The 26,838-nt window shown below is 58.2% G+C and carries 28 protein-coding genes; 15 read left to right on the top strand and 13 right to left on the bottom strand.

Features of this window, described 5'->3' with window-relative positions:
• Positions 1–86: 86 nt before the first annotated feature.
• The 3 genes from RBB47_RS28055 to tyrS all read left to right on the top strand — a co-directional run bounded on the left by RBB47_RS28055 (position 87) and on the right by tyrS (position 4,352).
• Positions 87–2,138 (top strand): VWA domain-containing protein, encoded by a 2,052-nt coding sequence (locus tag RBB47_RS28055; RefSeq protein WP_305989233.1) that lies wholly within the window; start codon positions 87–89, stop codon positions 2,136–2,138.
• 104 nt (positions 2,139–2,242) lie between these two features.
• Positions 2,243–2,827: a hemerythrin domain-containing protein gene (locus RBB47_RS28050; RefSeq protein ID WP_305989232.1), complete on the top strand. Its 585-nt coding sequence runs from the start codon at positions 2,243–2,245 to the stop codon at positions 2,825–2,827.
• Between the two features lie 247 nt (positions 2,828–3,074).
• Positions 3,075–4,352, top strand: a complete 1,278-nt coding sequence (tyrS, locus tag RBB47_RS28045) for a tyrosine--tRNA ligase (protein ID WP_305989231.1) — start codon at positions 3,075–3,077, stop codon at positions 4,350–4,352.
• A gap of 298 nt (positions 4,353–4,650) precedes the next feature.
• Here the strand turns inward: tyrS and RBB47_RS28040 are convergent, their stop codons facing one another.
• The 4 genes from RBB47_RS28040 to RBB47_RS28025 all read right to left on the bottom strand — a co-directional run bounded on the left by RBB47_RS28040 (position 4,651) and on the right by RBB47_RS28025 (position 6,623).
• On the bottom strand, positions 4,651–5,253 hold the full coding sequence (locus tag RBB47_RS28040; RefSeq protein WP_305989230.1) for a DUF4166 domain-containing protein: 603 nt from the start codon (positions 5,251–5,253) through the stop codon (positions 4,651–4,653).
• Positions 5,254–5,407: 154 nt separating this feature from the next.
• Entirely contained in the window at positions 5,408–5,623 is a 216-nt protein-coding gene (locus tag RBB47_RS28035) for a 4-oxalocrotonate tautomerase family protein (RefSeq protein ID WP_305989229.1), read from the bottom strand.
• Between the two features lie 2 nt (positions 5,624–5,625).
• Positions 5,626–6,012 carry a nuclear transport factor 2 family protein gene (locus tag RBB47_RS28030; protein WP_305989228.1) on the bottom strand — a complete coding sequence of 129 codons (387 nt, stop codon included), beginning with the start codon at positions 6,010–6,012 and terminating at the stop codon, positions 5,626–5,628.
• Positions 6,009–6,623 carry a glutathione binding-like protein gene (locus RBB47_RS28025; RefSeq protein ID WP_305989227.1) on the bottom strand — a complete coding sequence of 205 codons (615 nt, stop codon included), beginning with the start codon at positions 6,621–6,623 and terminating at the stop codon, positions 6,009–6,011. Before RBB47_RS28025 ends, RBB47_RS28030 begins: the two co-directional genes overlap by 4 nt.
• A gap of 134 nt (positions 6,624–6,757) precedes the next feature.
• Here RBB47_RS28025 and RBB47_RS28020 point away from each other — a divergent pair, with 134 nt between their 5' ends.
• Together RBB47_RS28020 and RBB47_RS28015 are read left to right on the top strand one after the other, a co-directional pair.
• Positions 6,758–7,132 (top strand): helix-turn-helix domain-containing protein, encoded by a 375-nt coding sequence (locus tag RBB47_RS28020; RefSeq protein ID WP_305989226.1) that lies wholly within the window; start codon positions 6,758–6,760, stop codon positions 7,130–7,132.
• Between the two features lie 26 nt (positions 7,133–7,158).
• On the top strand, positions 7,159–7,872 hold the full coding sequence (locus RBB47_RS28015; protein WP_305989225.1) for an alpha/beta fold hydrolase: 714 nt from the start codon (positions 7,159–7,161) through the stop codon (positions 7,870–7,872).
• Positions 7,873–7,967: 95 nt separating this feature from the next.
• Here RBB47_RS28015 and RBB47_RS28010 read toward each other — a convergent pair whose 3' ends face one another.
• From RBB47_RS28010 to RBB47_RS27995, 4 genes are all read right to left on the bottom strand, one after another.
• Positions 7,968–9,107 carry a site-specific DNA-methyltransferase gene (locus RBB47_RS28010; protein WP_305989224.1) on the bottom strand — a complete coding sequence of 380 codons (1,140 nt, stop codon included), beginning with the start codon at positions 9,105–9,107 and terminating at the stop codon, positions 7,968–7,970.
• 131 nt (positions 9,108–9,238) lie between these two features.
• Positions 9,239–9,925, bottom strand: coding sequence for a DNA-3-methyladenine glycosylase I (locus RBB47_RS28005; protein WP_305989223.1), 687 nt, complete (start codon positions 9,923–9,925; stop codon positions 9,239–9,241).
• 258 nt (positions 9,926–10,183) lie between these two features.
• Positions 10,184–10,993, bottom strand: a complete 810-nt coding sequence (locus tag RBB47_RS28000; RefSeq protein ID WP_305989222.1) for an amino acid ABC transporter permease — start codon at positions 10,991–10,993, stop codon at positions 10,184–10,186.
• Between the two features lie 145 nt (positions 10,994–11,138).
• Positions 11,139–11,939, bottom strand: a complete 801-nt coding sequence (locus tag RBB47_RS27995; RefSeq protein ID WP_305989221.1) for a transporter substrate-binding domain-containing protein — start codon at positions 11,937–11,939, stop codon at positions 11,139–11,141.
• A gap of 311 nt (positions 11,940–12,250) precedes the next feature.
• Between RBB47_RS27995 and RBB47_RS27990 the strand changes: the two genes are divergently transcribed.
• A complete protein-coding gene (locus RBB47_RS27990; protein WP_305989263.1) occupies positions 12,251–13,732 on the top strand; it encodes an AMP nucleosidase in 1,482 nt (493 codons plus the stop codon).
• Between the two features lie 6 nt (positions 13,733–13,738).
• On the opposite strand, the gene RBB47_RS27985 is transcribed toward RBB47_RS27990, so the two are convergent.
• From RBB47_RS27985 to mutY, 5 genes are all read right to left on the bottom strand, one after another.
• Positions 13,739–13,879, bottom strand: a complete 141-nt coding sequence (locus RBB47_RS27985; RefSeq protein WP_305989220.1) for a hypothetical protein — start codon at positions 13,877–13,879, stop codon at positions 13,739–13,741.
• A 111-nt stretch (positions 13,880–13,990) separates the two neighbouring features.
• On the bottom strand, positions 13,991–14,476 hold the full coding sequence (bfr, locus tag RBB47_RS27980) for a bacterioferritin (RefSeq protein WP_305989219.1): 486 nt from the start codon (positions 14,474–14,476) through the stop codon (positions 13,991–13,993).
• Between the two features lie 246 nt (positions 14,477–14,722).
• Positions 14,723–15,205 (bottom strand): fasciclin domain-containing protein, encoded by a 483-nt coding sequence (locus tag RBB47_RS27975; RefSeq protein WP_305989218.1) that lies wholly within the window; start codon positions 15,203–15,205, stop codon positions 14,723–14,725.
• Positions 15,206–15,514: 309 nt separating this feature from the next.
• Complete coding sequence (locus RBB47_RS27970; RefSeq protein WP_305989217.1) at positions 15,515–16,063, bottom strand: 2OG-Fe(II) oxygenase; 549 nt, start codon at positions 16,061–16,063, stop codon at positions 15,515–15,517.
• Between the two features lie 89 nt (positions 16,064–16,152).
• A complete protein-coding gene (gene mutY / locus RBB47_RS27965; RefSeq protein WP_305989216.1) occupies positions 16,153–17,220 on the bottom strand; it encodes an A/G-specific adenine glycosylase in 1,068 nt (355 codons plus the stop codon).
• Between the two features lie 248 nt (positions 17,221–17,468).
• Here mutY and RBB47_RS27960 point away from each other — a divergent pair, with 248 nt between their 5' ends.
• The 9 genes from RBB47_RS27960 (at position 17,469) to RBB47_RS27920 (ending at position 26,487) form a co-directional block, all read left to right on the top strand.
• Positions 17,469–17,954: a DUF721 domain-containing protein gene (locus RBB47_RS27960; RefSeq protein ID WP_305989215.1), complete on the top strand. Its 486-nt coding sequence runs from the start codon at positions 17,469–17,471 to the stop codon at positions 17,952–17,954.
• Positions 17,955–18,145: 191 nt separating this feature from the next.
• The gene (locus RBB47_RS27955; protein WP_305989262.1) at positions 18,146–18,781 is read left to right on the top strand and encodes a DsbA family protein; all 636 of its coding nucleotides are present in this window, start codon (positions 18,146–18,148) and stop codon (positions 18,779–18,781) included.
• Positions 18,782–18,868: 87 nt separating this feature from the next.
• Positions 18,869–22,327: a chromosome segregation protein SMC gene (gene smc / locus RBB47_RS27950; protein WP_305989214.1), complete on the top strand. Its 3,459-nt coding sequence runs from the start codon at positions 18,869–18,871 to the stop codon at positions 22,325–22,327.
• A gap of 210 nt (positions 22,328–22,537) precedes the next feature.
• Positions 22,538–22,924 carry an AtpZ/AtpI family protein gene (locus tag RBB47_RS27945; protein ID WP_305989213.1) on the top strand — a complete coding sequence of 129 codons (387 nt, stop codon included), beginning with the start codon at positions 22,538–22,540 and terminating at the stop codon, positions 22,922–22,924.
• Between the two features lie 54 nt (positions 22,925–22,978).
• Complete coding sequence (locus tag RBB47_RS27940) at positions 22,979–23,728, top strand: F0F1 ATP synthase subunit A (RefSeq protein WP_305989212.1); 750 nt, start codon at positions 22,979–22,981, stop codon at positions 23,726–23,728.
• Between the two features lie 70 nt (positions 23,729–23,798).
• On the top strand, positions 23,799–24,023 hold the full coding sequence (locus RBB47_RS27935) for a F0F1 ATP synthase subunit C (protein ID WP_055111220.1): 225 nt from the start codon (positions 23,799–23,801) through the stop codon (positions 24,021–24,023).
• Positions 24,024–24,103: 80 nt separating this feature from the next.
• Entirely contained in the window at positions 24,104–24,655 is a 552-nt protein-coding gene (locus tag RBB47_RS27930; RefSeq protein WP_305989211.1) for a F0F1 ATP synthase subunit B, read from the top strand.
• 10 nt (positions 24,656–24,665) lie between these two features.
• Positions 24,666–25,145 (top strand): ATP F0F1 synthase subunit B, encoded by a 480-nt coding sequence (locus tag RBB47_RS27925; protein WP_305989210.1) that lies wholly within the window; start codon positions 24,666–24,668, stop codon positions 25,143–25,145.
• A gap of 154 nt (positions 25,146–25,299) precedes the next feature.
• Positions 25,300–26,487 carry a phytanoyl-CoA dioxygenase family protein gene (locus RBB47_RS27920; protein WP_305989209.1) on the top strand — a complete coding sequence of 396 codons (1,188 nt, stop codon included), beginning with the start codon at positions 25,300–25,302 and terminating at the stop codon, positions 26,485–26,487.
• The last annotated feature ends 351 nt before the right edge of the window (positions 26,488–26,838 follow it).

Genomic DNA, 26,838 nt, shown 5'->3' with positions numbered 1-26,838 from the left:
GTACAAACTGTGACCTTTGCGACGGAACCATCATGTGGCACGCTTACTCTTGGTAACGTGAAGTCGACAATTTCGTCGGAGGAAGCATGTTTCGGTCGTACATTTTTGCGTTTGCAGCACTATCCGTTTTTTCATCCCATTCCCTCGCGGCAGACAAAGCTGCCATCGTCTTTGACGGGTCCGGCTCCATGTGGGGGCAGATCGAAGGGCGGACCAAAATCGAAATTGCCCGCGAGGCGATGAGCAATGTTCTGGGAACGCTTCCAGAAGACATTGAACTCGGCCTCTTTGCCTACGGGCATAGGCAGAAAGGCAATTGCGCCGATATCGAGCTGGTTGTTCCGCCGGCTGCCGGAACCGGCGCAGCCATCAAGGCTGCAACGGACAAGATCACGCCAAAGGGCAAGACGCCCCTGTCGGCAGCCGTGCGCCAGGCCGCTGAAACCTTGCGCTTCACCGAGGACAAGGCCACCGTTGTCCTCGTCACCGATGGGATTGAAACCTGCAATGCCGACCCTTGCGCACTCGGGAGTGAACTTGCCCGGCTCGGGGTGAATTTCACCGCTCATGTCATCGGTTTCGGCCTGAGTGAGGAAGAGGGACGCCAGGTCGCGTGCCTGGCGGAAAACACCGGTGGCCTCTACATCCAGGCCGGCAGCACGGAGGAACTCACCGAAGCTCTGACAGCAACGGTTGAAGTGCCAGTCGTGCAGGAAGCTGCGGCACAGCCCGCGCAATTGCCGGAGGCCTCGCTTGATGCTCCGGATACGGCGGCAATCGGCGCGCGCATTGACGTTGCCTGGCAGGGACCGGCCGGGCGTTACGACCAGATCCAGTTCTTCGATCCGGCGGCGCGCAACGGTGAAGGCAAAGCCCTTCGCTCCAAGGCCATCCGGAACGGGGATTTCGACAACAACAAGGTCAACATGACGGTTGTGACCGAGCCGGGAACCTACGAGTTGCGTTACTGGGACGGTACGGGACGGCAGATCCTGGCAACACGTCAGATCGAAGTCACTCCGGCCGATGTTGCGTTGTTCGCGCCGGACCAGATCGCCATGGCAAGGCCCGTGACGGTTGAATGGGTCGGTCCTGGCGGGCGCTATGACGCTGTCGAACTCTTCGATGCCTCGGCCCGAAACGGCGAAGGCAAGGTTCTGCATTCAAAGCGCCTGCGCAATGACGACTTCGACAACAACAAGGCCACCATGCCGACGCCGGCAAAGCCCGGCACCTACCAGCTTCGCTACTATGCCGGCGAGGACAAGATGGTGCTTGCAACGCGTGCACTGGAAGTGATCGAGGCACCGGTGACCCTCGAAACGGAAGAAGCTGCTGAAGCCGGCAAACCGATCGTTGTCGATTGGGTGGGCCCGGGCGCCCGTTATGACAGCGTCCTGCTTGTCGATCCGGCCAGCGGCAAGAAGATCCACGACAAGCGTCTTCGCAACGATGATTTCGAAAATCAGCGGGTCACCTTGCCTGGACCTGTCAAGGCGGGCCCCTATGAGCTTCAGTATTACAACGGCGACAACAAGACCGTTCTGGCGTCCGTGCCGCTTGAAGTCACCGAAACGGTGGTTGCGCTCGAAGCTCCGGACCAGATCGGTCAGGGGCGCCATATCACCGTAACCTGGACCGGCCCCGGCGCCCGCTACGACAGCGTGCAGTTCTTTGATCCGCGTGCACGTGCCGGCGATGGCCGGGTTGTTCATCAAAAGCGCCTGCGCAATGACGATTTCGACAACAACAGGGCGACACTGCCGAGCGCGGCAAAGCCGGGCGAGTACCAGCTCCGCTACTATAACGGTGACAACAAGACGGTTCTCTTGACCCGACCGATCACCGTCGTACCGCTTGAAATCGGCCTTGAAGGGCCGGATGCTGTTGAAACGGAAACGAAATTCTCCGTCGACTGGAAAGGTCCAGGTGCCCGCTATGACAGTGTTCAGATCTGGGATCCGAATGCACGTGGTGGCAATGGCAGGTCTGTTCATGAGCGGCGCGTTTGGGCGGGAGATATTGATGCTCAAAACGTCAAGCTGACCGCGCCAAAAGAGCCGGGTGAGTATGAATTGCGTTACTTTAACGGTGACAACAAGGCGGTGCTCTTTACCCGTCCCCTGTCGGTTCAATAGCGCCGGGGGATGAGTAATTCGCCATGATCGCGCTTCGTGTAAGTCGGCGCAAACCGACTGAATTGACGCATCTGCTGAGGCAGCAAAGAAGGCCGAACGCATACATGACCAACCCGCTTGACCTGGACCACCGCCAGGATCTGCCATCGGAATGGCTGTTCCTTCTTGAGGCGTTCCCGAGGGATCAATGGTTGGCACATGGCAACCTTGGCCCGCTGACCGAATTCTGGCTGAACCGTCATGACGGCTTTCGCAATCACGGCAACACCCTGATCGCGATGCTGCGACAGTTCCGCGAGGGACAGATACCGCCGCAAAGGTTCGCCGGGATGTTCGGACCACAGCTCCAGCACTTCCTGTCCGAATTGCACAACCATCATATGATCGAGGATCATCACTATTTCCCCGTATTCATGGAGGCGGAAAAGCGCCTGCTACCAGGCTTCGAACTTCTGGAATCCGATCATGAACAGATCCATCAGCGGATTGAGGCTGTGGTTGAAAGCGCCAACACCCTGCTGACCCGGCTGCAGTCGGAAGACAAGGATGCGATCCTGAGAGCAACCGACGAATACGCCGCCGTCAGCAACGCGCTTCTCATGGGGCTGAAGCAGCACTTGTCGGACGAAGAGGACTTGATCGTTCCGATCATTCTGTCCCGAGGGGAAAGTGAACTGGGTCTGTCTTGAAAATTTGCAACACCTGAAGCGCTCAAATGTTCGGTTGAAATTCCCTGCTTGACTCTGATCACGCCTTCGCGCATTTAAAATGCCATGACCAAGATGACCGCATCCTTCGTGTATTTTTATTACGTCACCGACATACCGGCGGCTGCGTAGGATCTTGCTCTTTTTATAGAAACCTCAAAAAAGCCGCCGCGTCAGGCGGCTTTTTGGTTTCAAAGAGGCTCCTGGCGGGGAAACCAGGAAGCCGAACATGATCAAGCATATGATTGAAGCCGGGAAACCGGCGACCAAGCTCAAATCGGAAGCGCTCGCCGTGCTTCTGGAACGCGGCCTCGTGCACCAGTGCACCGATGTCGAGGCGCTCGACAAGACCCTTTCAGAGGGCCCGCTCACCGCCTATGCCGGGTTCGATGCCACGGCCGCGAGCCTCCACATAGGCCACCTTATGCCGCTGATGACCATGCGCTGGCTGCAGAAACTCGGTCACCGTCCGATCATCGTCCTTGGCGGCGGCACCAGCCAGATCGGTGATCCGAGTTTCCGCAATGACGCGCGTCCGTTGCTGGAGCAGCGCCAGATATCGGCAAACATCGCGACCATCCGCCGATCGGTCGAACGTCTCGTCGACATGGACGGTCCGGACGGTGCCCTGCTGGTCGACAACGCGGAGTGGCTCAACGAGTTTCGCTTCCTGGAATTTCTCCGCGATTATGGCTCCCAGTTCACCGTCAACCGCATGATGACGTTCGACAGCGTCAAATCCCGCCTTGACGCCCAAATGCCGCTGACCGTGCTGGAGTTCTGCTACATGATGCTGCAGGCCGTCGATTTTCTCGAACTTGCCAAGCGTCACGACTGCCGGCTGCAGGTCGGTGGCTCCGACCAGTGGGGCAACATCGTCAACGGAGTGGAACTTGGCCGGCGTGACGGCCGCAAGCTGCACGGCCTCACGGTGCCGCTCTTGACGACTGCAAGCGGTTCCAAGATGGGCAAGACGGCTGCGGGCGCTGTGTGGCTGCATCCGGAACACCTTTCGCCCTTCGGTTTCTGGCAGTTCTGGCGCAACACGGCTGATGCCGATGTGGGCAAGTTCCTGCGTCTCTTCACCGAACTTCCGATCAGCGAAGTCGAACGCCTGTCCGCGCTGCAGGGTGCGGAGCTGAACGAGGCCAAGAAGATCCTGGCAACCCAGGTCACGACAATCGTCCACGGGCCTGAGGAAGCCCGGTCCGCGCTGCAGCAGGGAGACGCCCTGTTTGCCGGGGAAGGCGAGATTCTGGAACCGACGCACAGGTTGCCGCTTAAAAAACTGGCCGACGGACTCGGCCTGCTCGAACTCGTCGTTGCCATCGGCTTTGCAGAGTCCAACGGCGAAGCCCGGCGCCTGGTGGAGGGTGGCGGTGTCCGGCTCAACAGCCGGATCATCGACGACCCCCGCCGCCGGATCGGTACCGGAGATCTGAAGGCCAATGACCGGCTGGCGGTTTCGGTCGGCAAAAGGCGGAAAGCTTTGGTTGGATTTGAGTGAGTGCAAACAGAGAGATCGGCGGGTCAGGAGCTGACGGCGTGACTTCTTGCCGACCGTCCAATTTCGAGGTCATGCCATGGCTTGACCGACTGTTGTCCGGTCTCGTGGACGTTGGGTCCCGTGGGGCAATCTGCGAACCTTGAAGTTGTCATCTCAGCTGGAGCGAAGCGCAAGGCCGGGATCCAGTAAACTCTTGTCAAACAGACTTTTTCAGTCGCCAGCCATACGGAGTACTGGGTCCCGGTCTTGCCGCTTGCGCGGCTAACCGGGATGACCGGCGCCGCGTTCAGTCGTTGTATTAAATGCCCGGCGTTGACCGGCTTTGGGTGGAGGAAGGCGACCCCTCGGTTTCGTGATCAGATACCAGTTCGCAAGGCTCGATCGTTCCCTCATAGCCGAATACCTTGCCGACAAGCGGAAAGCAGACTTCGACGGACAAGCGGTAGCGGTCGTCTTCAACACGCTCACGGCCGGTTGCCCTCGGCGCGAGTGTTTTCGGAATCTTCAGCGGCCCGAGGAATACGTGTTCCGGTGTAAGGTCGATACCGGCGGAACTCGGCGTAACACGCATCTTGAAAAGGAAAGGTCCAAGCCGTTCCAGCATGCAGGGAAACGGTTCGTCTTTGCCTGCGATCATGTCGGTCATGAACGGCTGACCGTCGAACTTGCGCACCCAGCGTTCTCCGCCGTCGATTTCTGTAAACGACGTTTCAATCCGCGCATTGGTTTGCGCTTGCGGAAGGGATGCCAGACGACAAATCAAGCGGGCTGCAGGCGATGCACCCCACCAGACAGTCGCCGTCCCGGTGGCGCGCCGGGCAAAGGTGTGCATTTCCTGGATTGGGGCTGGGACCTGCTTGAAGCTATTGCCCAGAATTGTCTGATAAAGGATGCGCGGCATTGGAAGGCAGACGACGGTTTGAGGCCTCTTTTGAAAGCGTACACTGAGCATCCACGAAAAGGCTTTGCAACCTTTGATTGGGTCGATGGTTCACAAATCCCTGCCGAGCGGGCCGGGAAAGCCGGGTAGGGACCCGGCTTTCGACGATCTGTAGCTAGCGGTTCTTCAGGGAAGCTTTGGCCCGAAACGCTTCCACCGGCACACCGCCGATCCCCCAGTTTTCCATCTCGACCTCATCGATCACCACAAAGGTGGTCGCAGGGGTTTTGCCCAACACGTTGACCAGGAGATCGGTCGCTCCTTTGATAAGCTGCGCTTTCTGGTCGGGACTGATGCCTTCACGGGTCACCTGTATGTTCACATAAGGCATGTTCAGACGCCTTTCTCTAGTGCAGGGGTCATTTGGAAAATCTTGGCCATGATCCGCCAGCTTCCTTCCTCGCGGACGAAAGTCAGGAAGTCGACATAGTCATTCCCTGCCATTGTGCAGCGGACGCGGGCGAAAGCGGTGTTGTCCCCTGCAAGCTGGATTTCATCGACGACGTCCTTGCGGGCTTCGCCGCGGGAGGCTGGCGAAACGCGGGCAGCAACCACGGGAACGTAGTCTTCCATCGTCCGGTGGAGGAGGGGTGTTTCATCCGCTGTCGCATAGACCGCTTTTGGATGAAACACCTTTTGCAGCAGGGCGGCGTCGCAGTGATAAAGCGCGTCGAAATAGTCCTTGATGACGGCGTTGACGTCTGCAATCGCGGTGCTCATGCGGCCAGTCCTTCTTCTGCCAGGGTCTTGCGGGTGGACGGACGCGCACCGATCCGTGCGACATAGGCCTTGGTCTGCGGCCAGCCGTCCAGAGACACGCCAATGAAGTTCGTCCAGTTCAGGATCACGAACGCATAGGCGTCAACGACGGAAAACGTGGTGCCGAGCAGAAAGGGGGAGGTGCTTTCCAACAGGTTTTCGAACTGACCGAGTTTCGTATCGAGCTTCTTCCGGTTGGCCGCCTGCTCGCTTTCAGAGAACGTCTTGCCGGAAAAATAGGGGCTGAAAGCCTTGTGTAGTTCGGAAGACAGGAAGCTCAGGAGTTCCAGCTGGCGATAGCGTTGCAGAGGCTGGTTGTCATTGCCCGGTGCCACGTCCGGGAACTGTTCCCCGATCCAGTGCAGGATCGCGACATTTTCGGTCAGAACCGCGCCGTCATCCAGTTTCAGCGCTGGCACATAGCCGCGCGGGTTTGTTTCCAGGTAGGACGCGCCGGTTTCGGTGGTTCCCGCGTCAGTGTCGACCTTTTCCAATTGATAGTCTGCACCGGTTTCGTTCAGCAGAATGTGCGCTGCCATGGAACAGGCGCCGGGTTTGTAGAACAGTTTCATCGTTTCGCTCCATCGGGTGTTTCGATGACAGGAAGGTGTTTGTTTCGGTCACTGTTGACAAGTAGGTAACCAACGGTAACTATGTTTTTCGAGTTACCTTGAAGAAACCTGATTTCGGCGGAGTTACAGGCAAAATGGCCCTGAAAATGCGCAAGAACCGCAGCCCGAAGCCACCGGAGCCGTGCCTTCTGACGGAGTGCATGCAAGTGATCGCAGGCGCTTGGGCGCCCAATGTCATCTGGAGTTTGAGAGCCGGTCCACGCCGTTTCAACGAGCTCAAGGCAGACATCCCGCCGGTGTCGTCAAAAGTGCTTTCCGCGCGCCTGTCAGAGCTTGAGGAACGCGGCGTCCTTTTGCGCCACGTGCGCCCGACGTCCCCGCCATCGGTCGAATATGAGCTGACCGGACTGGGAGAAGAGTTGATCCCGGCCCTCGAAGCGATTGTCGAGGTCGGGCACAAGTTGAAACAGTTGCGGGGCTATGAACCGGCGTCGGAAGCTGCTGAATAGTTATTGTAAGTACTGAAAGAATTTTGATGGATCCCAGGACTTTCGTTTTCGTTCACGGCGTCTGGCATGGCGGCTGGTGCTGGGAGCGTGTTGCCGCCATATTGCGCGCGCGCGGGCATCGCGTCACGGCGCCGACCCAAACGGGCCTTGGCGAGCGCTCGCACCTAATGTCACCGGACATCACGATCCAGACCTTTGTCGAGGACATCGTTGAGCATCTTCGGTTCGAGGATTTTCGCGACGTTGTGCTTGTCGGGCACAGTTTTGGCGGAATACCGATCACGGGCGCTGCCGATATCGTTCCGGAGCGGATCGCAAGGCTGATCTATCTCGACGCGATCATGCTCGGAACCGGTGAGACGTGGTTCAGCCTCTTGCCGAAGGATATGGCGGACGACCGTGCGGCTCTGGCTGAAAGAACCAGCGGCGGTCTCTCGCTGCCTCCGGCTCCTGCAGAGAGTTTCGGGGTGACCCGTCCGGAGGATGTCGCCTTTGTCGAACCGCGGCTGACCCCGCATCCATTCAAGACATTCACGTCCGCGCTCGATCTGAAGTACCCGGTCGGAAACAGTCTTCCCGCCGACTATATTCACTGCACCGATCCGCCGTACCGGCCAGCGGTCGTTGCCCTGGATCGCGCGCACAAACTCGGCTGGCCGGTCGAGGAGATCGCAACCGGGCACGACGCCATGGTGACCGAGCCCCAGGCGCTGGCCGATCTGCTTGAGAAACTGGCATAAGGCATTCCGAAAAGAAAAACCCCGCCTCCAAATAGGGGCGGGGCTGAAGTGGTGATCGCGGGGATCGCGAAGTTGGCTTCTGCTTGTCAGCCTGCTTATGCCTGCAGGCGGGATCTGATTTCCTTGCGCAATTCGTCGATTGGAGCCTTCGAGGCACCGTCCATCGTGTGCCAGAAGGTCCAGCCGTTGCAGGCCTCCTGTCCCTGCACCAGCGCGCCGACCTTGTGGATCGAGCCGGTGTGCTCTCCGGACTTCAGCGAGCCGTCAGCGCGAACGATGGCAATATGTTTGCCCCGGGAGCAAGAGAGCTCCGTTCCCGGTGACAAAAGGCCGTTTTCCAGAAGCGTGCCGAACGGGATGCGCTTTTGTGCGCGTTTGCCCTGCTGCATTTCAAGCGCTTCGCTGTCGCCCGGTTCGATTGCCTCAATCCGGGCCATCGCCGCATCGATATAGTCCTGCTCGCGTTCGACGCCGACAAAGTTGCGGCCGAGCTTTCTCGCGACCGCACCGGTTGTCCCGGTGCCGAAGAAAGGATCAAGCACCACGTCGTCGGGTTTCGAGGACGCGGTCAACACCCTGTAGAGCAGGGCCTCCGGCTTCTGCGTCGGATGAACCTTCTGGCCGTTTCCGTCCTTCAGTCTTTCCGCACCGGTGCACAGCGGCAGGTGCCAGTCGGACCGCATCTGCAGGTCTTCGTTGAAAGTCTTCAGGGCGTCATAGTTGAAAGTCGGCTTGGCATCTTTCGACTTCACCGCCCAGATCATGGTCTCATGGGCATTGGTGAACCGCTTGCCGCGAAAGTTCGGCATCGGGTTGGACTTCAGCCAGACAATGTCGTTCATGATCCAGAAGCCCAGATCCTGCAGCATCGCGCCGACCCGGAAGATGTTGTGATAGGAGCCGATCACATAAAGCGAGCCGTCCGGTTTCATCACCCGCCGGACCGCGAGCAGCCAGGCCCGGGTAAAGCTGTCATAGGCTTGAAAGCTCTCGAACTGGTCCCAGTGGTCGTCGCAGGCGTCAACCTTGGACTGGTCCGGCCGGTGCAGGTCACCGCCAAGCTGCAGATTATACGGGGGATCCGCAAAGACCAGGTCCACGGATTGGGACGGCAATGTCTCAAGGGCGGCCACGCAGTCGCCCTTCAGGATCGTATTCATCCAGGAAGCGGATGCCTCCCGGTTCTTAGTCGGATGGGGTGCCGCCAAGGACACCCCGGTACGCTGTACACTCATTGCGACGCAATACCTCACGCAATTTCGAGTGTCATGGTTACCGGGTTTGGTAAATCAGCGGTTAAGTCACGAAAAGAAAAAAATCCTTTGAATCAAGGCTTTGTTTACATTCGTAAAAGTTGAATGAGAGGTTAATGGCCTGTCCCAACCGAAAACGCCAGAATTCTGCTGATTTCGTTGAGAGTACGTCCGGAAGTCGCTTTCCAATCGTTAAAGGCGGCCTGGATCTCCTTCAGATTTTTTTTCGACATGCGATCATTCTCAATGACATTTTCGCGCATCAGGGCGTTAACGACGTCTCCTGTCAGAATAAAACTCTCCTTGCCCATGAACCGGAGCGCAAGTTGCCCGGTCGTGCCGCCGAGCCGGCTTCCGCGCTTTTTCATCAGCTCCATCAAGCCAATCTGGTCCTCTGCCGGATAGTCGGCAAAAAACTTGGCCGCGCTGCCATGTTCAGCGGCGAGATCCTTCAGGAACAGGGCATTGTCCTGAACGGCCTTTATCTTGGCGCCGTTCCGCACGATCCGGGTGTCCTTCGTCAGAGCTTCGAAATCTTCGTCGGGAAGGAATGTCAGGCGGGCGATGTCGAAACCTTCAAAAGCCTCTTCGAAACCCGGCCACTTCTGTTCGATCACCTTCCAACTGAACCCGGCCTGGAACACGCACTTCGTGAACATGGCAAGCCAGCGGTCGTCGCCGATTTTTTCAAGCTCGAACTTTGACTTGGGCAGATTGTGTTCCGCCAGCAGTTTCGCCAGGCGCTCCTCTCCGCCCTTCTTTTGCGCGGCAAGAGCCTCGATGTTGTCAAAGGATCGCATCCGCCTGTTCTCCGTTAGGTGTTGTCTCGCTCGTGTCCAAGACTCATTTAAGCACTGCTTTTCCAATAGTCAGGGAAAAACCGATTAGGGCTAGGAAAGGCTTTGCCAATTGTAAGTGTGTCATCCCGGCTGCAGCGCAGCGGAAGGCCGGGATCCAATAACCCCGGTGTTGGAGAAAAATCTCGAGCTTCAGTGTTCAGTGAACTCTTGCCGGAGTTTACACCCGCGGAAGCGGGTGCTGGAATGACAATCAAGCAGTTAATAGCGCCCCCCAACGTCCCTGGATCGCTCGAACCGGCGCAAGGCGAGGGACAGGGTGATGGTCATCATCAGATAGATCAGCGCAACCACGTTGTAAGTCTCAAAATAGCGGAAGGATCCGGCGGCGTAGACCTTGCCGAGCTGGGTGATGTCCGCGACACCAAGGACCGACACCAGCGAACTGTCCTTGATCATCGCAACAAAATCGTTGCCGAGCGGCGGCAGGATTGTTTTGAGCGCTTGCGGAAAGATGATCAGGCGGAAGCGCAGCCAGCGGTTCATACCGAGCGCCTCGGCCGCCTCGATCTGGCCCTTGTCAACGGCCTGAATGCCGGCGCGGAAGACTTCCGCGATGAAGGCGGAATAGCCGATCATCAGGGCGACGATTGCGCGCCATAGCAAGGGAAAGTCCCTGGTGCGCATCGTGCCGACACCAAGCGGCTCAAGAACGGCGTTGATCGCGGCGACAAGCAGGGGTGTGCCCACAAAGGCGATATAGAGCAGCAGCACGATGATCGGCAGGCCGCGCACGATCTCGATATAGAACCGCGCACTTTGCCGCAGGATGACGGATCCGGACAGCGAGGCCAGGGCCAGCAAAAGGCCAATGACGGACGCCAGGAAGAAGGCAACCAGCGTCACGAAGATTGTCAGGCCGATGCCGCGCGACACCGTGGTCATCACTTGCGTGTAGATCTCGTCGGTGCCGATCTGGAACAGCAGAAACGCCGCGATGCAGCAGGCGGCAACAAGCCAATAGGGAAAGTCTTGTTGCTTTGTCGAGGCTGAAGTCTTTGCACGGTTCATGATGCTGCCTGAAGCTGGATGATGCGCGGGTTCGCAATGTTGTTGAACGGAGCCGCCATGCGGAAACTGAAAATGGCCGGTATCGGATTTCCCGATACCGGCCACTTTATGGATAGTCCACCACCGGACGGTCAGACGGCGTGTGTTATTGGCCGGCCTTGTAGTCGAAGAACCACTTCTTGTTGAGGGCATCGATCGTGCCATCTTCGCGCATACTGGCAATGGCAGCATTGAACGGCTCGATCAGCTCGGACCTCTTTGGGAAAATGAAGCCGAAATCTTCCGTTCCCATCGGATCGCCGATCAGCTTGAACGTGTCCGGGTTGGCGTTGACGTAGCCCTGGCCACCTGTGCTGTCCGTCAGCACCAGATCGACATCGCCGACCTTCAGCGCCTGTACAGCAGCACCGAACGTTTCAAAGAGCTTGATGCGCGGATTGGCTTCATCGCCATCAAGAACCTCGTAGACGGTGACATAAAAGGGTGTCGTGCCGGGTTGCGCGCCGGCGAGGAAATCCTTGTTGTCCGCAAAACCCTTGGGATCCGTGAAACGGTCCTCATCGGCCCGCACAAGCATGAACATCTCGGAGCGCATGTATGGATCGGAGAAGGCGACTTTTTCGGCCCTGTCCTCGCGGATGGTGATGCCGTTCATGGCGACGTCATACTCGCCGGCGGAAATGGCCGGGATCATCGCGTCCCAACTGACATTCTCGTAGGTGACGTCCATGTTCAGCCGCTTCGCGATTTCCGCAACCGCCTCGTATTCCCAGCCGGCCGGTTCACCGGTCTTCGGATCGACAAACTGCAGCGGCGGGTAGGTGTTCTCCGAGGCAATGACGACTTCCTGCCCACCGAGATCAGGCAGGTCGGCGGCAAACGCGCCAAGTCCAGCCCCAAGCGTTGACGAAAGCGCGACCGCAAGGCTCAAAAGGATACGTTTCATGGGAAGCTCCTGATCAGAATTCTTCCGAATAGTATCGGCAATGTGTGCGTGCGGAAAGACCGTTGGTGCACGTGCGAATACGGCTTGCGCTTCACCCTGCCGGATCGGACGGCACCGGGCATGGCTTCCGAATGACCACGCTGCTTTCAGACTTTCGAGACCGACGGAGGTGCAGAAATTTTCTCTTTGCGAAAAAAAATTCAAAAACTGATGCTAGATCTATTGACCCACGGAACGCGAGGCGGGACTGTGCTCCCCATAACAACAATAAGGAGACCATCATGTCCAACTTGATCAACAGCGATTTTCCAATGGGCGCGCGGCGCATGCGGCTCGCGCCGTCTCATCCGCTCGAAGTGTTCACGGATGCGACCAATGCCGTCAATCGGCTGATTGAAATCTTCGAAGCGAACACGGCTTTTTTGCGTTCGCATTTCAACGACCTTCTTGAAGGGCAGGAGATCGACGAGCGCGTGCGGGCTTATTATCCGCAGGTCCGGGTCGTGACGGACAGCCATGTTCGCCTCGACAGCCGGTTGTCCTACGGGTTCGTGTCGGGCCCCGGCACCCACGCCACTACGATCACGCGTCCGGATCTGTTCCGTCACTATCTGGAAACGCAGCTCTCGCTGCTCATGAACAACCATGATGTGCCGATCCTTGTCGGTGACAGCGATATGCCGATCCCGCTTCATTTTGCGTTTTATGACGGCACGCATGTGGAAGGTGGGGCGGCCGCCGCCAACCTGACCCGGCCGCTGGCGGACATCTTCGATCTGCCGGATCTGACAGTGATGGACGATTCCATCGCCAACGGAACTTATGAGCCGGTCGACGGCGTCATGCCGCTCGCCTCGTTCACCGCGCCCCGTGTCGACTATTCGCTGCACAGGCTGCAACACTACACAGCAACGGCTGCGGAGCATTTCCAGAACTATGTGCTCTTCACCAACTATCAGTTCTACATTGATGAATTCTGCCGCATGTCGAAGGAACTCCTGACGGATCCGGACAGTGGCTACGAGGCCTTTGTGGCACCTGGAAACCTGATTACGGAAGCCGGCGAAAGCGAGCCCTCCTGCGGAAGCGAACCGGCAAAGCTGCCGCAAATGCCGGCTTACCACCTAAAGCGGGCGGATGGCGGTGGCATTACCATGGTCAATATCGGCGTCGGCCCATCCAACGCCAAAACGATTACCGACCACGTTGCCGTTCTCAGACCCCACGTCTGGCTGATGCTCGGCCACTGCGCAGGGCTCAGAAACAGCCAGACACTGGGCGACTATGTGCTGGCGCATGGGTATGTGCGGGATGACAACGTGCTTAATCAGGACCTGCCGACCTGGGTTCCGATCCCACCACTCGCCGAGGTCCAAGTCGCACTGGAAGACGCGGTCGCCGAAATTACAGGAATTGACGGCTACGAGCTGAAACGGGTGATGCGGACGGGTACGGTCGTGTCGCTCGACAACAGGAACTGGGAGCTTTGGGATCAGCCGGAGCTGGTCAAGCGCTTCTCGCAGTCGCGTGCGATCGCCCTCGACATGGAGTCGGCCACGATTGCTGCCAACGGCTTTCGCTTCCGCGTTCCCTACGGAACGCTGTTATGCATCTCCGACAAGCCGCTTCATGGCGAACTGAAACTGCCGGGCATGGCGACGGACTTTTACAAGCGCCAGGTTGCCCAGCACCTGCAGATCGGCATTCGCGCGCTTGAGAAGATGCGCAACATGACCGCCGAGCGGCTGCATTCGCGCAAACTCAGGAGCTTTGCCGAAACCGCGTTTCAGTAAATCCAGTCAGTCGGAGACTTCGGCGAGCAGCCTGAGGGAAACAACTTCCTGCCTGGCGACATCGGCTTCCCTGTGATGGCCCGAACTGACCAGGATCAGGATTTGCGCCTCAAGCATGTCCGCCAGCTGTTTCACTTTATCTTTCATGATGTTCGCCTCCTCTGCGCTTGTTAACTTTACGTTAGGGAGGTCGAAGTGGATTAAAAAAACGCGCGCCATTTCGGGCGCGCGTTCGAAATACGTGAAGAGAGTATTCGCTTACTCGGCTTCGTCTGCCGGGGCGGCATTCAAGAGGCCGTAACGCTCTTCGCCGATCTTCTCAAGAAGCTCAAGTTGCGTTTCGAGGAAGTCGATATGACCTTCCTCATCTGCCAGAAGCTCCTCAAAGAGCGCCATGGAAACGTAGTCGCCTTCCTCGCGGCAGATCTCGCGGGACTTCTTGTAGGATGTGCGCGCGTCGTATTCGCCGGCGAGATCCGATTCCAGAACTTCTTTCACGTTCTGGCCGATGCGCAGTGGGGCGACTTTCTGCATGTTCGGATGACCTTCCAGAAAGATGATCCGGTCGGTCAGCTTGTCCGCGTGATGCATTTCCTCGATCGATTCTTCACGCTCTTTTTTCGCAAGACGCGCAAAGCCCCAGTCGCTCAAAAGGCGGTAGTGCAGCCAATACTGGTTGATCGCACCCAGCTCCAGAAACAGCGCCTCGTTCAAGCGCTCGATAACTTTTTCGCTTCCCTTCATGGCAACCTCTCTTTATTTCGAAATCGTGACGCACTTTAGAATTATTCTAAGAAGTATGTCCAGCGCTGAATTGCTATTTTGTTCATTTGTCGCAGGAGCATCTGCCGCGGTGATCTGCAACGCAAGCCCCAGGACGATGGAAACACAAGAAATGGGGTCTCGCGGAACACAAAAAAGGCGCGGCCTTTCGCAAGGCCGCGCCGTCAGAGGGTACATGATGGGGCTGAGGATGTACCCGTCTGCGCCTTAGGAGTTCGGCAGGATCACTGCGTCGATGACGTGAATGACGCCATTGGTTGTTTCGATGTCGGCGGTCACGACATTTGCTCCGTCGACTTTGACACCATCGGTCGCGTCAACAGAGATCTCGCTGCCTTCGACGGAAGCAACTTCTGCTTTCTTGCCTGCGATGTCAGACGACATCACTTTGCCCGGCACCACGTGATAGGTCAGGATTGCGACGAGTTGATCCTTGTTTTCCGGCTTCAGGAGGTTCTCAACGGTGCCTTCCGGCAGAGCGGCAAATGCTTCATCGGTCGGTGCGAACACAGTGAACGGGCCTTCGCCTTTCAGCGTGTCGACAAGGCCGGCAGCCTGAACGGCAGCAACCAGCGTGTTGAACGATCCGGCGCCAACGGCGGTATCAACGATGTCCTTCCCACCAGCCTTGGCGGCAGACAGCGGCAGAACAAGCAGAAGGGCGAATACGAGTTTCTGGATGATTTTCATGACTCACTCCCGTAACAGGGCACAGGCAAGGGGTTAGCGCTCCGGGAATGCGGAATTTCCCGTGCGGATCCAAGACGTTGATCGATTACCTGTGTCGGTGCCTCTACGCCCAGTGCGTCACGGTGGATGAGGAAAAAGTGATGAAGGATTTACACGCTCCTTAAACTGATCTGAAAGCGTCGTTTCTGCGTTGCGTGCGCACGCAGGCGCGACGAAGATAAGCCACTGCGGCCTCGATCCGGGGCATGCCTGACTTGGCAATAGGTCCCGGATCGGGTCCGGGACGGCGCAGAACAGGCGGATCCGCTGTTAACGGAACCTCGGACCGTGGCTCCAGCAGGTCAGGGAATAGCGGGTGCCTTTTGTCACCGGGATCACCCGGTGCAGCATGAAACTGGCAAAAAGCGTGGCGCTGCCCTGGTCTCTGTCAGCCGTCAGTACACGGCTGCCGAGATTGACTTCCAGACCACCGCCTTCATAGGCGTCCGGCGGTGACAATTGCGTCACGATCGTTGCCTTGCGGAACTGTGCGATCTGTCCTTCGCCGATGTCGGAATGCCAGTCGTAGTGACCCGCCTCGCTCTCGTCATAGGCCGCAACCTGCAGCTTTTCGCGGAACTCGGTGATGTCGAAGTCGAACGTTTCCCGGTTGGCCTTGGCGACCGCACCCATGATCCGCTGCATGACCCAGGACGCAGACCCTTCATCATCCAGCCAGCTTATTTTTGCACGCCGGATCTCACCTTGCTGAACGCCACCGACCAGTCCGCCGGCATCCTGTGTTTCCGTTTGGCTGAGCCGGATGATTTCGGCGCATTCGGCAGGCGTGAAGAGGGAGGGTTGGGAAGACGTAAACATGCCTACTGTTCCACTGACATTGGAACAAACTTTCAAGCCGCAAAATCACGTCTCTGCAAGTGATTTCGTCCATCCGGTCGTTTGACTGTTCAGTCCAGAGCGACCGCCAGAACCTTCCGCATGACCGTCGGCAGGGCTTCCTCATCCAGCGATGTGGCCGAAGACCACCAGGCGCCGTCCACCTGACCCAGAACGTCTTGCGGCGTGTCGGCGCGGAAAACCGTCAGCCGCAGATGAAAATGTGTGAATGTGTGTTTCACTTCGCCTGTTCGCTTTGTCCATTCGGTGGCCAAGGGGGCATGTTCCAGAGCGTTTGAAATATCGAATGCTTCAGACCAGTCCGTTCCGGGAACTTCGCTCATGCCGCCAAGCAATCCCTTGGGTGGTCGACGCCGCAAAAGCACTGCGCCGGAGCTTTTATCCACCACGACGAAGGCGGCTCCGTAGCGGATCGGTTTTTCCTTTTTCGGTGCCTTTCTCGGCAAGGTTTCAGCCAGGCTGGAATTTTGTACCAGGCAGTTTTCCATCCACGGGCAAAGTCCGCAGGCAGGCCGCTTGGGCGTACAGATCGTTGCTCCCAGATCCATCACGGCCTGGGCGAAGTCACCTGGACGGCCCTGCGGTGTCAGGTTCGCCATGACAGCTCTGATCTCCGGCTTGGCGTCGGGAAGGGGTGTTTCGATCTGTTTGAGCCTCGTCAGCACCCGTTCGACATTGCCGTCAACCACTGCTGCGTGCCGGTCAAACGCAATTGTTGCAATGGCAGCTGCGGTGTATGGGCCGATACCGGGAAGCTTCAGCAGATCCTCTTCTGTTTCGGGAAACAGCCCGTCGTGTTCGTGTGCGACCACCTCGGCGCATTTTTTCAGGTTTCTGGCGCGGGAATAATAGCCCAGTCCCGCCCAGGCTTTCATCACGTCCTCTTCTTCGGCCGCTGCAAGGTCGTTTACGGTCGGCCAGATCCTTGTGAACTTCTCAAAGTAGTCTTTCACCGCGGCAACGGTCGTCTGCTGAAGCATGACTTCCGAAAGCCAGATCCTGTAGGGATCCGGGATTTCACCCAGTTTCCGGTCCTCCGGCCCCACCCGCCAGGGTAGGCGTCTGGCGTGTCTGTTGTACCAGTGCAGGAGCAATTGACTTAAGGAAGCAGAGGGCATGTGATCCGGTGTGTACTCATTGACGAATGCATTGGGTCGACCTTGGATAGCCTGGGGACAACTTGGGAAGATGTGATCATGTGAAGGATGACCGTTAAGTATTCGTCGTCTTTTTGTCGTATTCTATTGAGACACAACACCTCAATCTGCAGTCCGGGTTATAACGGCACCGACCGGTGAATCGGTTGAGGAAGTAGGTCGACAGCGTGACAAAGGCAAATGCGCAAAACAAGCCTAAAGAGGCCAAATTGCTTGCTGACCTTGTCGGCAAGGCGATGACGCCTGCTTGTCGTAAACGCGGCTTCGCCTCCGTCGACATCGTCGCCGCCTGGGTCGATATCGTCGGCGAGCGCTACGGAACACGTGTTCAGCCGGACAAGCTTGTCTGGCCGCGCCAACCGGATCGAAGCGATCCTGAAGCAGCGCCGCAGCCAGCAACGCTTGTTGTCCATACGGACGGTGCCACGGCCTTGATGCTGTCTCATGACAGTTCCCAGGTGATTGAGCGGATCAACACCTTTTACGGTTGGGCTGCCGTTGGGCGGATCAAAATTCTTCAGAAGCCGGTTCAGGTCAAGCAAGCGCACGAGCGCAAGCCTTTGAGACCACTAACGGATTCAGAAGAGCAAAAACTTGAAAAAAGCCTCGAAGGTGTTGAAAACGGACGTCTGCGTGACGCGTTGAAGAAACTGGGCGCTCAAGTCATTGCGAAAAACGCGGGCAAAGCCGCCTGAACTGCGCGGCGTTGTGCCGCCAGTGTGCAGTAACGCGACCATAACATCATCGTGAAACAAACAGTTGCGGCGTCCTCTCTCCTGCCACATTTGATAAGCGTTGTTGACGCCGAATGCCCGAAGGGGCAAATGAAGCGGCAGAAACGGTACCGGCAGGTGCCGCGCTCCAAACCAGTGACAGGACCATCCTCGTGACCCAGACCCGCAGACAGTTTCTCAAAACCACGGCCCTGGCGACCGCAGCTTTCAGCATCGCTGCCGGCGCTCCGGCCTTCGCGCAAACCGTTGACCAGGAAGAACTGCTGAAGCCGGGCCCGCTTGGCGACAAGATCCTGGGCCAGGAAGACGCACCGGTCACTGTCATCGAATACGCCTCCATGACCTGTGGACACTGTGCAAACTTCCACAAGGGCACCTACAAAGACCTCAAGGAGCAATATGTCGACACCGGCAAGGTGCGCTTCATCTTCCGCGAATTCCCGCTGGATCCGGTTGCGGCAGCTGCATTCATGCTGGCCCGTTGCGCGCCGGCGGACAAATATTTCAACATTGTGGATACAATGTTCGAAAACCAGCGGACCTGGGCATTTAGCGACAATCCCTACCAATCCCTGCTCGACTTTTCCAAACAGATCGGATTTACACAGGAGTCCTTTGAGGAATGCTTGACGAATCAGGGTTTGCTCGACGCAGTTAATGCAGTGAGAGATCGTGCTGCGAATGAGTTTGGCGTGAACTCGACGCCGACATTCTTCATCAACGGCGCAAAGCACTCAGGGGCTCTGTCGATTGACGAGATGGGCAAGATCATCGAGGAATATCTGTAAACCGGCGGTTTGTCCGCCGGACGGCCTCCCTTGTCCTGACCTGAACGATACTTGCGCGGCGCTCGCCTTGAGAAGGGGTGGGCGCCGATGAGGTTTTCCAAGCTCCGCATCGTCGGCTTCAAATCCTTTGTCGAGTCCATCGAATTCATCATCGGTGACGGGCTGACCGGAGTGGTCGGTCCGAACGGCTGCGGCAAGTCCAATCTCGTCGAGGCCCTGCGCTGGGTGATGGGCGAGAATTCCTACAAGAACATGCGCGCCTCCGGCATGGACGACGTGATCTTCTCCGGAAGCCTCAATCGCCCCGCCCGCAACACTGCCGAAGTTACGCTTTTCCTGGAGAACCAGGATCGCACCGCGCCGACCGCCTTCAACGACGCGGACATGCTTGAAGTCAGCCGGCGGATCGAGCGCGAGCAGGGTTCCAACTACAAGATCAATACCAAGGATGTGCGTGCACGCGACGTGCAATTGCTCTTTGCCGATGCCTCGACCGGTGCACGTTCGCCGGCCATGGTGCGCCAAGGCCAGATCGGTGAGCTGATTGCGGCCAAACCGACGGCGCGGCGTCAGATCCTTGAAGAAGCCGCCGGCATTTCCGGGCTCCATTCCCGCCGCCACGAGGCCGAGATCCGCCTGCGTGGCGCCGAACAGAACCTGGAACGGCTGGAAGACGTTCTGCTTCAGATCGACGGCCAGCTCGACAATCTCCGGCGCCAGTCACGCCAGGCGTCCCGTTATCGCAATCTGTCCTCCGAAATCCGGGCCGCAGAAGCATCCATTCTTTACATCCGCTGGATTGAAGCGCGGGATGCGCTTACCGCGGCAGAAACCCACTTTGCCGAAGCGCAAAAGCAGGTGAACGAGGCGACCGCCTTGCAGGCGGAAAGCGCCCGTGTGCAGGCAATCGCCGCTCACAAATTGCCCGAACTCAGGGACGAGGCGGTCAAGGCTGCGGCCGCTCTCCAGCGTCTTGTCATTGCGCGCAACGAGTTGGATGCCGAGGAACGCCGGGTGAAGGAACGGCTCCAGGACCTGGAGCGACGGCTGGCACAACTTTCAGAGGACATAGGCCGCGAACAGTCGATGGTGTCGGAGAACGACGAGGTCCTGGAACGGCTTTCCGAAGAGCGCGCCGAACTGCTGGAAGAAAACGAAATGGTGCAAGAGCGCACCGCTGCAGCGCGCGAAAAGGTTGCTGAAACCGAGGAAACACTGGGCGCGCTTGAAAACAGGCTTTCCGATCTCACTGCAGCCGAAGCCCGTGCGAGCGCGGAGCGCCGGCAGCTGGAACGCACCGTGGCCGAAACCCGCCAGCGCGCTGACAGGCTCGTTGCCCAGGCTGAAGAGGCGCGCCAGGCACTGGACGCGCTGAACCAGCAAATGGGCGAGCATGACAGCGTGACAGACAATCGCGAAGCGCTTGAAGTTGCCGACGAAGCTCTGGCGGAGGCCGAGGCTGCCGTTGAAGAGGCGGAAACCGCAACACGCGCGGCCAGAGACCGGGAACAATCTGCCCGTGGACCGCTCAGCGAAGCGCAGCAAGCATTGCAGGGTCTTGAGACGGAGGCGCGGACACTCGACCAGGTTTTGAACGCGCATTCGGATCAGGATTTTACGCCGGTGGTCGAGCAAATCCAGGTGGAACAGGGCTTTGAAACCGCGCTTGGTGCTGCGCTCGGCGAAGATCTCGATGCGTCGCTCGATGAAACGGCCGCTGTGAAATGGGGTTCCGCGTTGCCGATCGAGGGGGATCCGGACCTGCCGGCAGGTGCGCGTTCGCTGGCCGATTTCGTGGTTGCTCCGGGCGAGCTCGGGCGGCGCTTGAAACAGATTGGTGTGGTCGGTCAGGACGAGGGGCCATCGCTTCGGGCCAGGCTCAAGCCCGGCCAGCGGCTCGTCTCCAGGGAAGGGGATCTGTGGCGCTGGGACGGCTTCGTGATTGCAGCCAATGCGCCGACACCAGCCGCTCAGCGGCTTGCCCAGAAAAACCGATTGGCTGAACTTGCCGACGAAATTGAAGCCGCACGCCGCGAATTGGGCGCCAGGCAGCAGGATCTGGAAGCCGCCGCTACGCAAGTGCGCCAGAACGTCGAGCTGGAACAGATCGCCCGAGGCAAGGTGCGAGACGGCCAGCGCCGGACGGCGGCAGCGCGCGAAGCGCTTGTTGCTGCCGAACGCGCCATATCTCAGCTATCGGCAAAAAAGGCTGCTGCACAGGATCGCGCCGAACGTCTTGCCGAAGAAGCGGAGTTGGCGCGCGAGCAGGTACTTGAGGCGGAAGAGCGTCTGGAGACAGCACCTGAAAGCGCAAACTACCGTGAGCAGATCGAGGAGTTGCAGAGCGAGGTCGCCGATGCGCGAAGCGCGTTGGCCGAAGCACGTGCGGTCGCAGAGGGCCTCGCGCGCGAACAGCAAATGCGCGATAGGCGGCTTGAGACGATCGCGCGCGAATATGACGGCTGGAAAACCAGGGCAGCAAATGCAGTCCAGCAGATCACTGTCCTCAAGGAACGCCGCGAGGAGGCCGAAGAAGAACGTGTCCGTCTGATGGAAGCGCCGGAAGACATCGAGCTCAAGCGGCGGGATCTCTTCTCCGCGATTTCAAAGGCCGAGGAAGAAAAGAAGGCGCGGGACGATCAGCTGCAGCAGGCTGAGTTGGACCAGTCGGAAGTCGACCGTGCCGCAAAGGTTGCGATGGAAGCGATGGCAGGCGCGCGTGAGCAGAAGATTCGCGCAGAAGAGCGGCTCGAGGCCGCCCGGGAACGCCGGAGCAGCCTGGAGCGGCGGATCGACGAGGATCTTGAGGTCGCCGTCACTGCGCTGCCGGAAATCGCGGGTCTGAAAGAGGGCGCCCCGCTGCCGGACGCCGAAGCCGTTGAGCGCAAACACGAACGGCTGAAGGCTGAGCGCGAGCGGCTCGGCGGGGTCAACCTGCGCGCAGAAGAAGAACTCAAGGAAATCGACGAACAAAAGACGACGCTGACGTCCGAACGCGATGACCTGATCGAAGCGATCAAGCGGCTTCGCACCGGCATCTCCAATCTCAACCGGGAGGCCCGCGAGCGCCTGCTTGCTTCCTTCGAGGTCGTCAACGGTCACTTTCAGCGTCTGTTCACGCACCTCTTCGGCGGCGGAACAGCGGAACTCCAGCTCGTCGACTCAGACGATCCACTTGACGCCGGCCTTGAGATCATTGCGCGCCCGCCGGGCAAGAAACCGCAGACGATGACACTTTTGTCGGGCGGTGAGCAGGCACTGACGGCCATGTCGCTGATTTTTGCGGTGTTCCTGACCAACCCTGCGCCGATTTGTGTGCTCGACGAGGTCGATGCCCCCTTGGACGATGCCAATGTGGAGCGGTATTGCGACCTTCTTGATGAAATGGCCGCAAGTACCGAGACCCGGTTTGTGGTGATCACCCATAATCCGATTACGATGGCCCGTATGAACCGGCTTTTCGGCGTGACCATGGCCGAGAGAGGTGTTTCGCAGCTGGTTTCGGTCGACCTTGAGACCGCCGAACGATTCCGGGAAACCGGCTAACCGTACGGTTCATGTCTGCATCCCGTCCGGCCTGCATACAACTTAGGTCTTGTAAATTTCGGAAGAAACAAAAAAGACAAGTATTTTCAATAAGATAATTATTGTTTATGGCTCCTTGACACGATCAGAGGCGCCGACTATGGTGCGCGCGGCTTACGGGGCACTCCTGTTGTTTGATCTGACATGTCGGCGCACTGGGGACAAAGGTACATGTCTTCGGAAAACGGCAATAATCACGATCAGAACGGCGATGTTTCGCAAGCGGGTCTGTCGGAGCGGCGGGCTCAATTGAACCGGAAACTTGACGATCACAATGCTGCCGAGGAATTGGCGGCGCGAAAATCGGAAAGCAACTCAGCCGGATACGCGCAGGCGATGAAACTGTCCTCAGAGTTCATTGCCGGTGTTCTGGTGGGGGCCGGGATTGGTTGGGTTGCCGATCAGTGGCTGGGAACGTCGCCATTTGGCCTCATATTATTCCTGCTGCTGGGCTTTGCGGCCGGCGTCCTGAATGTGCTGCGTTCGGCCGGGGTGGTCGAACAGCCGCAAGTCGGGAAACGCCGCAAGGACAACGCTGAAGACGACGGATCTGACTAGAGTTTATGGCGCCTCTCGGCGCAGTGGTTGTGAACGAGCTAAGAAGGCTGGCCGGTGGCGAACGATCCGATCTCACAGTTCCAGATCCAGAAGATCTTTCCGATTGAAGTCGGAGGCATGGATTTCTCTTTCACCAATTCCTCGCTGTTCATGGTTTTGACCGTGGCTGCGACGTCTGCATTTCTGATCTTTTCCACCAGCGGGCGCGGACTGGTGCCGAGCCGGGTGCAATCGGTCTCGGAAATGGCATACGAGTTCATAGCGGGGACACTTCGAGACGCGACAGGGTCGGACGGGATGCGATTCTTCCCGCTTGTCTTCTCGCTGTTCATGTTCGTTCTTGTCGCCAACCTGTTCGGGATGTTCCCGTACTTCTTCACCGTTACCAGCCACATAATCGTGACCTTCGCACTGGCGATGCTGGTGATCTCGACCGTGATCATCTACGGCTTCATGCGCCACGGCATGAAATTCCTGAAACTCTTTGTTCCCAGCGGAATTCCGGGCCCTCTGGTCCCGCTCGTGACGTTGATTGAAGTGATTTCCTTCCTGTCGCGGCCGATCAGCCTGTCCGTCCGTCTGTTCGCGAACATGCTTGCGGGCCACATCACCCTGAAAGTCTTCGCCGGCTTCATCGTCAGTCTTGGCGCTTTTGGAGCTGTCGGTGTGGCAGGCGCAATTCTCCCGCTCTTGATGACGATTGCCATCACGGCGCTGGAATTCCTCGTTTCATTCCTGCAGGCCTACGTGTTCGCGGTTCTGACCTGCATGTATCTGAATGACGCCCTTCATCCTTCACACTAAGGGTCAATCCAATCACACGGCTTGAGCGCCGCAAGTGAGAAATCTGCAAACACATCTAGGAGCACGTGTCATGGAAGCAGAAGCAGCAAAATACATCGGTGCGGGTATCGCATGTCTCGGCATGGGCGGTGCAGGCATCGGCCTCGGCACCATCTTCGGTAACTACCTCGCAGGCGCTCTGCGCAACCCGTCCGCCGCTGACGGCCAGTTCGGCCGCCTGATCTTCGGCTTCGCCGTGACGGAAGCACTGGGCATCTTCTCCCTTCTGATCGCCTTCCTCATCCTGTTCGCTTAATCGCTCATTTTTAGCGAAATTTGATGCGACTCCGGTGGCGGCGCCCATAGCGCCGCCTAGCCGGATTTAGGAGACAGGAAATGGCAGGCGAAACGACCACTGAAAGCCACGCAGCGATTGCCGACACGGCCGCCGAACACGGCGTGGGTTTCCCGCCGTTCGACGTGACCACGTTTGCCTCGCAGCTGCTCTGGCTCGCCATCACCTTCGGTATCTTCTATTGGATCATGAAGAACGTGGCGATGCCGCGGATCGCGGGGATCCTGGAAGACCGTAAGGACCGTATTGCCGGTGATCTTTCTGAGGCCAACCGCCTGAAAGACGAAACGGATGCGGCGATCGCGGCGTATGAGCAGGCACTGGCTGAAGCCCGCAACAAGGCTCATGGCATTGCGTCCGACACGCGTGCCAAGCTGAAGGCAGACCAAGAGTCCCGGCGCGAAAAGGCGGAAGCGGAGCTGAACGAGAAGCTGCAGGCTGCCGAGACGAAGATTGCCGGGATCAAGGACGAGGCTTTGTCTCAGATCGGTGACATTGCCGGAGAAACCACGTCAGCGCTTGTTGAGCAGCTGATTGGCAAGGCTCCGACCAAGACCGACCTGACCAAGGCGCTGAAGACGGCGATGAACTGAGGAGACCATCATGGATGCATCATTTTGGGCCACGGTCGGTCTCATCCTGTTCTTTGCCTTGATCATCTATATCAAGGTCCCGGGCAAAATCGGTGGCGCGCTCGACAATCGGGCGGAAGCCATCCGCAAGGAGCTGGAAGAAGCGCGCAAGATGCGCGAAGAAGCCCAGTCGCTCTTGTCCGATTATCAGCGCAAGCGTCATGAAGCAGAAGGCGAAGCTGAGGCGATCATCGCAGAAGCTAATGCCGAAGCAGAGCGTCTGACGGTGGAAACCAATCAGGCTCTGGAAGAAATGATCGCGCGCCGTACCAAGGCTGCGGAAACCAAAATCGCTCAGGCCGAGACCCAGGCAATCGCCGAGGTCCGCGCAAAAGCAGCAGATATTGCGGTTGCAGCAGCAGAGGAAATCCTGGCTGCCAAGGTCAAGGACAAGGTTGCGGACGACATTCTGGCCACGAGCATTGATCAGGTCAAAGAGCGTTTGAACTGATCCTTCTTGCAAGACAGCGAGCTTTGAAAGCGGCCCTCCGGGGCCGTTTTTTTGTTGGCTGAGGAGTTGTCAGCCAACAGCCTTTCGGCAACCATACTCGTGCCTGAAAACAAATCGCTGTTTTAGGCGAAGCGCCGTGGCTGGAGGAAAGACCATGCTGGACAAGACCGGCAACCAAGCACCTGTGTGGATCGATGAAACCACCTGTTCCATCGACGACTTCAAGCGTCACCTGGAGCAGAAGACTGAAGCCGCCGACTATCCTGCCGCCGAGGAAATCGTCTTCAACATCCCAGTCTACAACGGCAAAACGCTGCTTCAGAGCACGGCGAGCGAAACCGGCTGGCGCGCTGTCATGGCGGAATGGAACCGCTCCTTCGCGACCGGTCCGGGCATCATCGTCATTCGCAAGGGTTACACTGACCTGGCACTCATCGACGAGGTCACCGGCGTTCTCAACCGGATCATGCAGGACGAACAGCAGCTGAAGGCGGGCAAGGGGGACCACTTCGCTGCGGCGGGAGCAAACACCCGCATCTGGAACGCGCATGAAAAACTCTGTGTCGAAGAGACCGAGTTGTTCATCCGCTACAACGCCAACGAGCTGCTGCGACGCGCGAGCGAAGCCTGGCTGGGTCCGAGGTACCAGATCACCTGTCAGGTCAATGTGGTGCATCCGGGCGGGAAGGCGCAGGTTGCCCATCGTGACTATCACATGGGTTTTCAGGATGCAGCGCTGCTTCAGGGCTATCCCGCCCCGCAACATGCGCTTTCCCCCTTGCTCACCTTGCAAGGTGCGATTGCGCACAGCGATATGCCGGTCATCTCGGGACCGACCAAACTGCTCCCCTTTTCGCAAAGCTACTTGCCCGGCTACCAGGCGGTCCTTTTGCCGGAATTCCGCGACTGTTTCGAAGAACGCAATGTGCAGGTCCCTCTGGAAAAGGGCGATCTTCTTTTCTTCAATCCAGCCACATTCCATGCCGCTGGAGACAACAAAACGCGTGACGTGGAGCGCTTTGCCAACCTTCTCCAGATTGGGTCCGCCTACGGGCGGTCGATCGAGATCGTGGATCGTTTGCGGATGTCGCTTGCCGTCTATCCGGTTCTCGCTGAATTGCAGGCCGCAGGACGTCTTGATGCCCGCTCCATCGACACGGTCGTGGCTGCGACGGCAGAGGGCTACCCGTTTCCAGCAAATCTCGACATTGATTCACCGCTTTCCGGAATGGCGCCGCCCAGCCAGCAGGATCTGATGCGAACAGCGTTGAAGGAAGGCTGGACGGCAGGCGATTTTGCAAGCGAGATTGAGGCACAGGCAGCGCGGAAACGGTCGCACTGACGGCACCTGGGCGGCTTCGCCGCAATCACACGGGGACCAGGCTATTTGCAGGTTTTTGCTGGTTTGAGTCACCCCGGGTTTGTCGACGGGAAACGTCTCCGCAAGGAAGGTCATTGCAGGACTTGATCCTGCAATCCATGCCCTGACAGATCAACGGGTTGCTTCCGTGCGCATTGCTCACAAACCGCACGGATGCCATGGTCAAGCCCACTGCTGTCCGGTTCAGGGGAAACTGGGTCCTGTGGTGCGAATTGCGAACCTTAGGGTACGGACTCATAAATGAAGCCGATTTGGCGGCATAAATGGCGAAATCACGCAAGGAAGCGTGTGAAGAGCGGGCTTTATGCCCGG

The organism is Roseibium sp. MMSF_3544 (assembly GCF_030732845.1).
Lineage (GTDB): Bacteria > Pseudomonadota > Alphaproteobacteria > Rhizobiales > Stappiaceae > Roseibium.
The sequence above is the reverse complement of the archived record's forward strand: the minus strand, read 5'-3'. Positions and strand labels throughout refer to the sequence as shown.

What these genes read in the sequence shown, in the direction of transcription:
- RBB47_RS28055 (WP_305989233.1), top strand. Translation starts at nt 87, where the DNA reads ATGTTTCGGTCGTACATTTTTGCGTTTGCAGCACTATCCGTTTTTTCA.
- RBB47_RS28050 (WP_305989232.1), top strand. Translation starts at nt 2,243, where the DNA reads ATGACCAACCCGCTTGACCTGGACCACCGCCAGGATCTGCCATCGGAA.
- tyrS (WP_305989231.1), top strand. Translation starts at nt 3,075, where the DNA reads ATGATCAAGCATATGATTGAAGCCGGGAAACCGGCGACCAAGCTCAAA.
- RBB47_RS28040 (WP_305989230.1), bottom strand. Translation starts at nt 5,253, where the DNA reads ATGCCGCGCATCCTTTATCAGACAATTCTGGGCAATAGCTTCAAGCAG.
- RBB47_RS28035 (WP_305989229.1), bottom strand. Translation starts at nt 5,623, where the DNA reads ATGCCTTATGTGAACATACAGGTGACCCGTGAAGGCATCAGTCCCGAC.
- RBB47_RS28030 (WP_305989228.1), bottom strand. Translation starts at nt 6,012, where the DNA reads ATGAGCACCGCGATTGCAGACGTCAACGCCGTCATCAAGGACTATTTC.
- RBB47_RS28025 (WP_305989227.1), bottom strand. Translation starts at nt 6,623, where the DNA reads ATGAAACTGTTCTACAAACCCGGCGCCTGTTCCATGGCAGCGCACATT.
- RBB47_RS28020 (WP_305989226.1), top strand. Translation starts at nt 6,758, where the DNA reads ATGGCCCTGAAAATGCGCAAGAACCGCAGCCCGAAGCCACCGGAGCCG.
- RBB47_RS28015 (WP_305989225.1), top strand. Translation starts at nt 7,159, where the DNA reads ATGGATCCCAGGACTTTCGTTTTCGTTCACGGCGTCTGGCATGGCGGC.
- RBB47_RS28010 (WP_305989224.1), bottom strand. Translation starts at nt 9,107, where the DNA reads ATGAGTGTACAGCGTACCGGGGTGTCCTTGGCGGCACCCCATCCGACT.
- RBB47_RS28005 (WP_305989223.1), bottom strand. Translation starts at nt 9,925, where the DNA reads ATGCGATCCTTTGACAACATCGAGGCTCTTGCCGCGCAAAAGAAGGGC.
- RBB47_RS28000 (WP_305989222.1), bottom strand. Translation starts at nt 10,993, where the DNA reads ATGAACCGTGCAAAGACTTCAGCCTCGACAAAGCAACAAGACTTTCCC.
- RBB47_RS27995 (WP_305989221.1), bottom strand. Translation starts at nt 11,939, where the DNA reads ATGAAACGTATCCTTTTGAGCCTTGCGGTCGCGCTTTCGTCAACGCTT.
- RBB47_RS27990 (WP_305989263.1), top strand. Translation starts at nt 12,251, where the DNA reads ATGGGCGCGCGGCGCATGCGGCTCGCGCCGTCTCATCCGCTCGAAGTG.
- RBB47_RS27985 (WP_305989220.1), bottom strand. Translation starts at nt 13,879, where the DNA reads ATGAAAGATAAAGTGAAACAGCTGGCGGACATGCTTGAGGCGCAAATC.
- bfr (WP_305989219.1), bottom strand. Translation starts at nt 14,476, where the DNA reads ATGAAGGGAAGCGAAAAAGTTATCGAGCGCTTGAACGAGGCGCTGTTT.
- RBB47_RS27975 (WP_305989218.1), bottom strand. Translation starts at nt 15,205, where the DNA reads ATGAAAATCATCCAGAAACTCGTATTCGCCCTTCTGCTTGTTCTGCCG.
- RBB47_RS27970 (WP_305989217.1), bottom strand. Translation starts at nt 16,063, where the DNA reads ATGTTTACGTCTTCCCAACCCTCCCTCTTCACGCCTGCCGAATGCGCC.
- mutY (WP_305989216.1), bottom strand. Translation starts at nt 17,220, where the DNA reads ATGCCCTCTGCTTCCTTAAGTCAATTGCTCCTGCACTGGTACAACAGA.
- smc (WP_305989214.1), top strand. Translation starts at nt 18,869, where the DNA reads ATGAGGTTTTCCAAGCTCCGCATCGTCGGCTTCAAATCCTTTGTCGAG.
- RBB47_RS27945 (WP_305989213.1), top strand. Translation starts at nt 22,538, where the DNA reads ATGTCTTCGGAAAACGGCAATAATCACGATCAGAACGGCGATGTTTCG.
- RBB47_RS27935 (WP_055111220.1), top strand. Translation starts at nt 23,799, where the DNA reads ATGGAAGCAGAAGCAGCAAAATACATCGGTGCGGGTATCGCATGTCTC.
- RBB47_RS27930 (WP_305989211.1), top strand. Translation starts at nt 24,104, where the DNA reads ATGGCAGGCGAAACGACCACTGAAAGCCACGCAGCGATTGCCGACACG.
- RBB47_RS27925 (WP_305989210.1), top strand. Translation starts at nt 24,666, where the DNA reads ATGGATGCATCATTTTGGGCCACGGTCGGTCTCATCCTGTTCTTTGCC.
- RBB47_RS27920 (WP_305989209.1), top strand. Translation starts at nt 25,300, where the DNA reads ATGCTGGACAAGACCGGCAACCAAGCACCTGTGTGGATCGATGAAACC.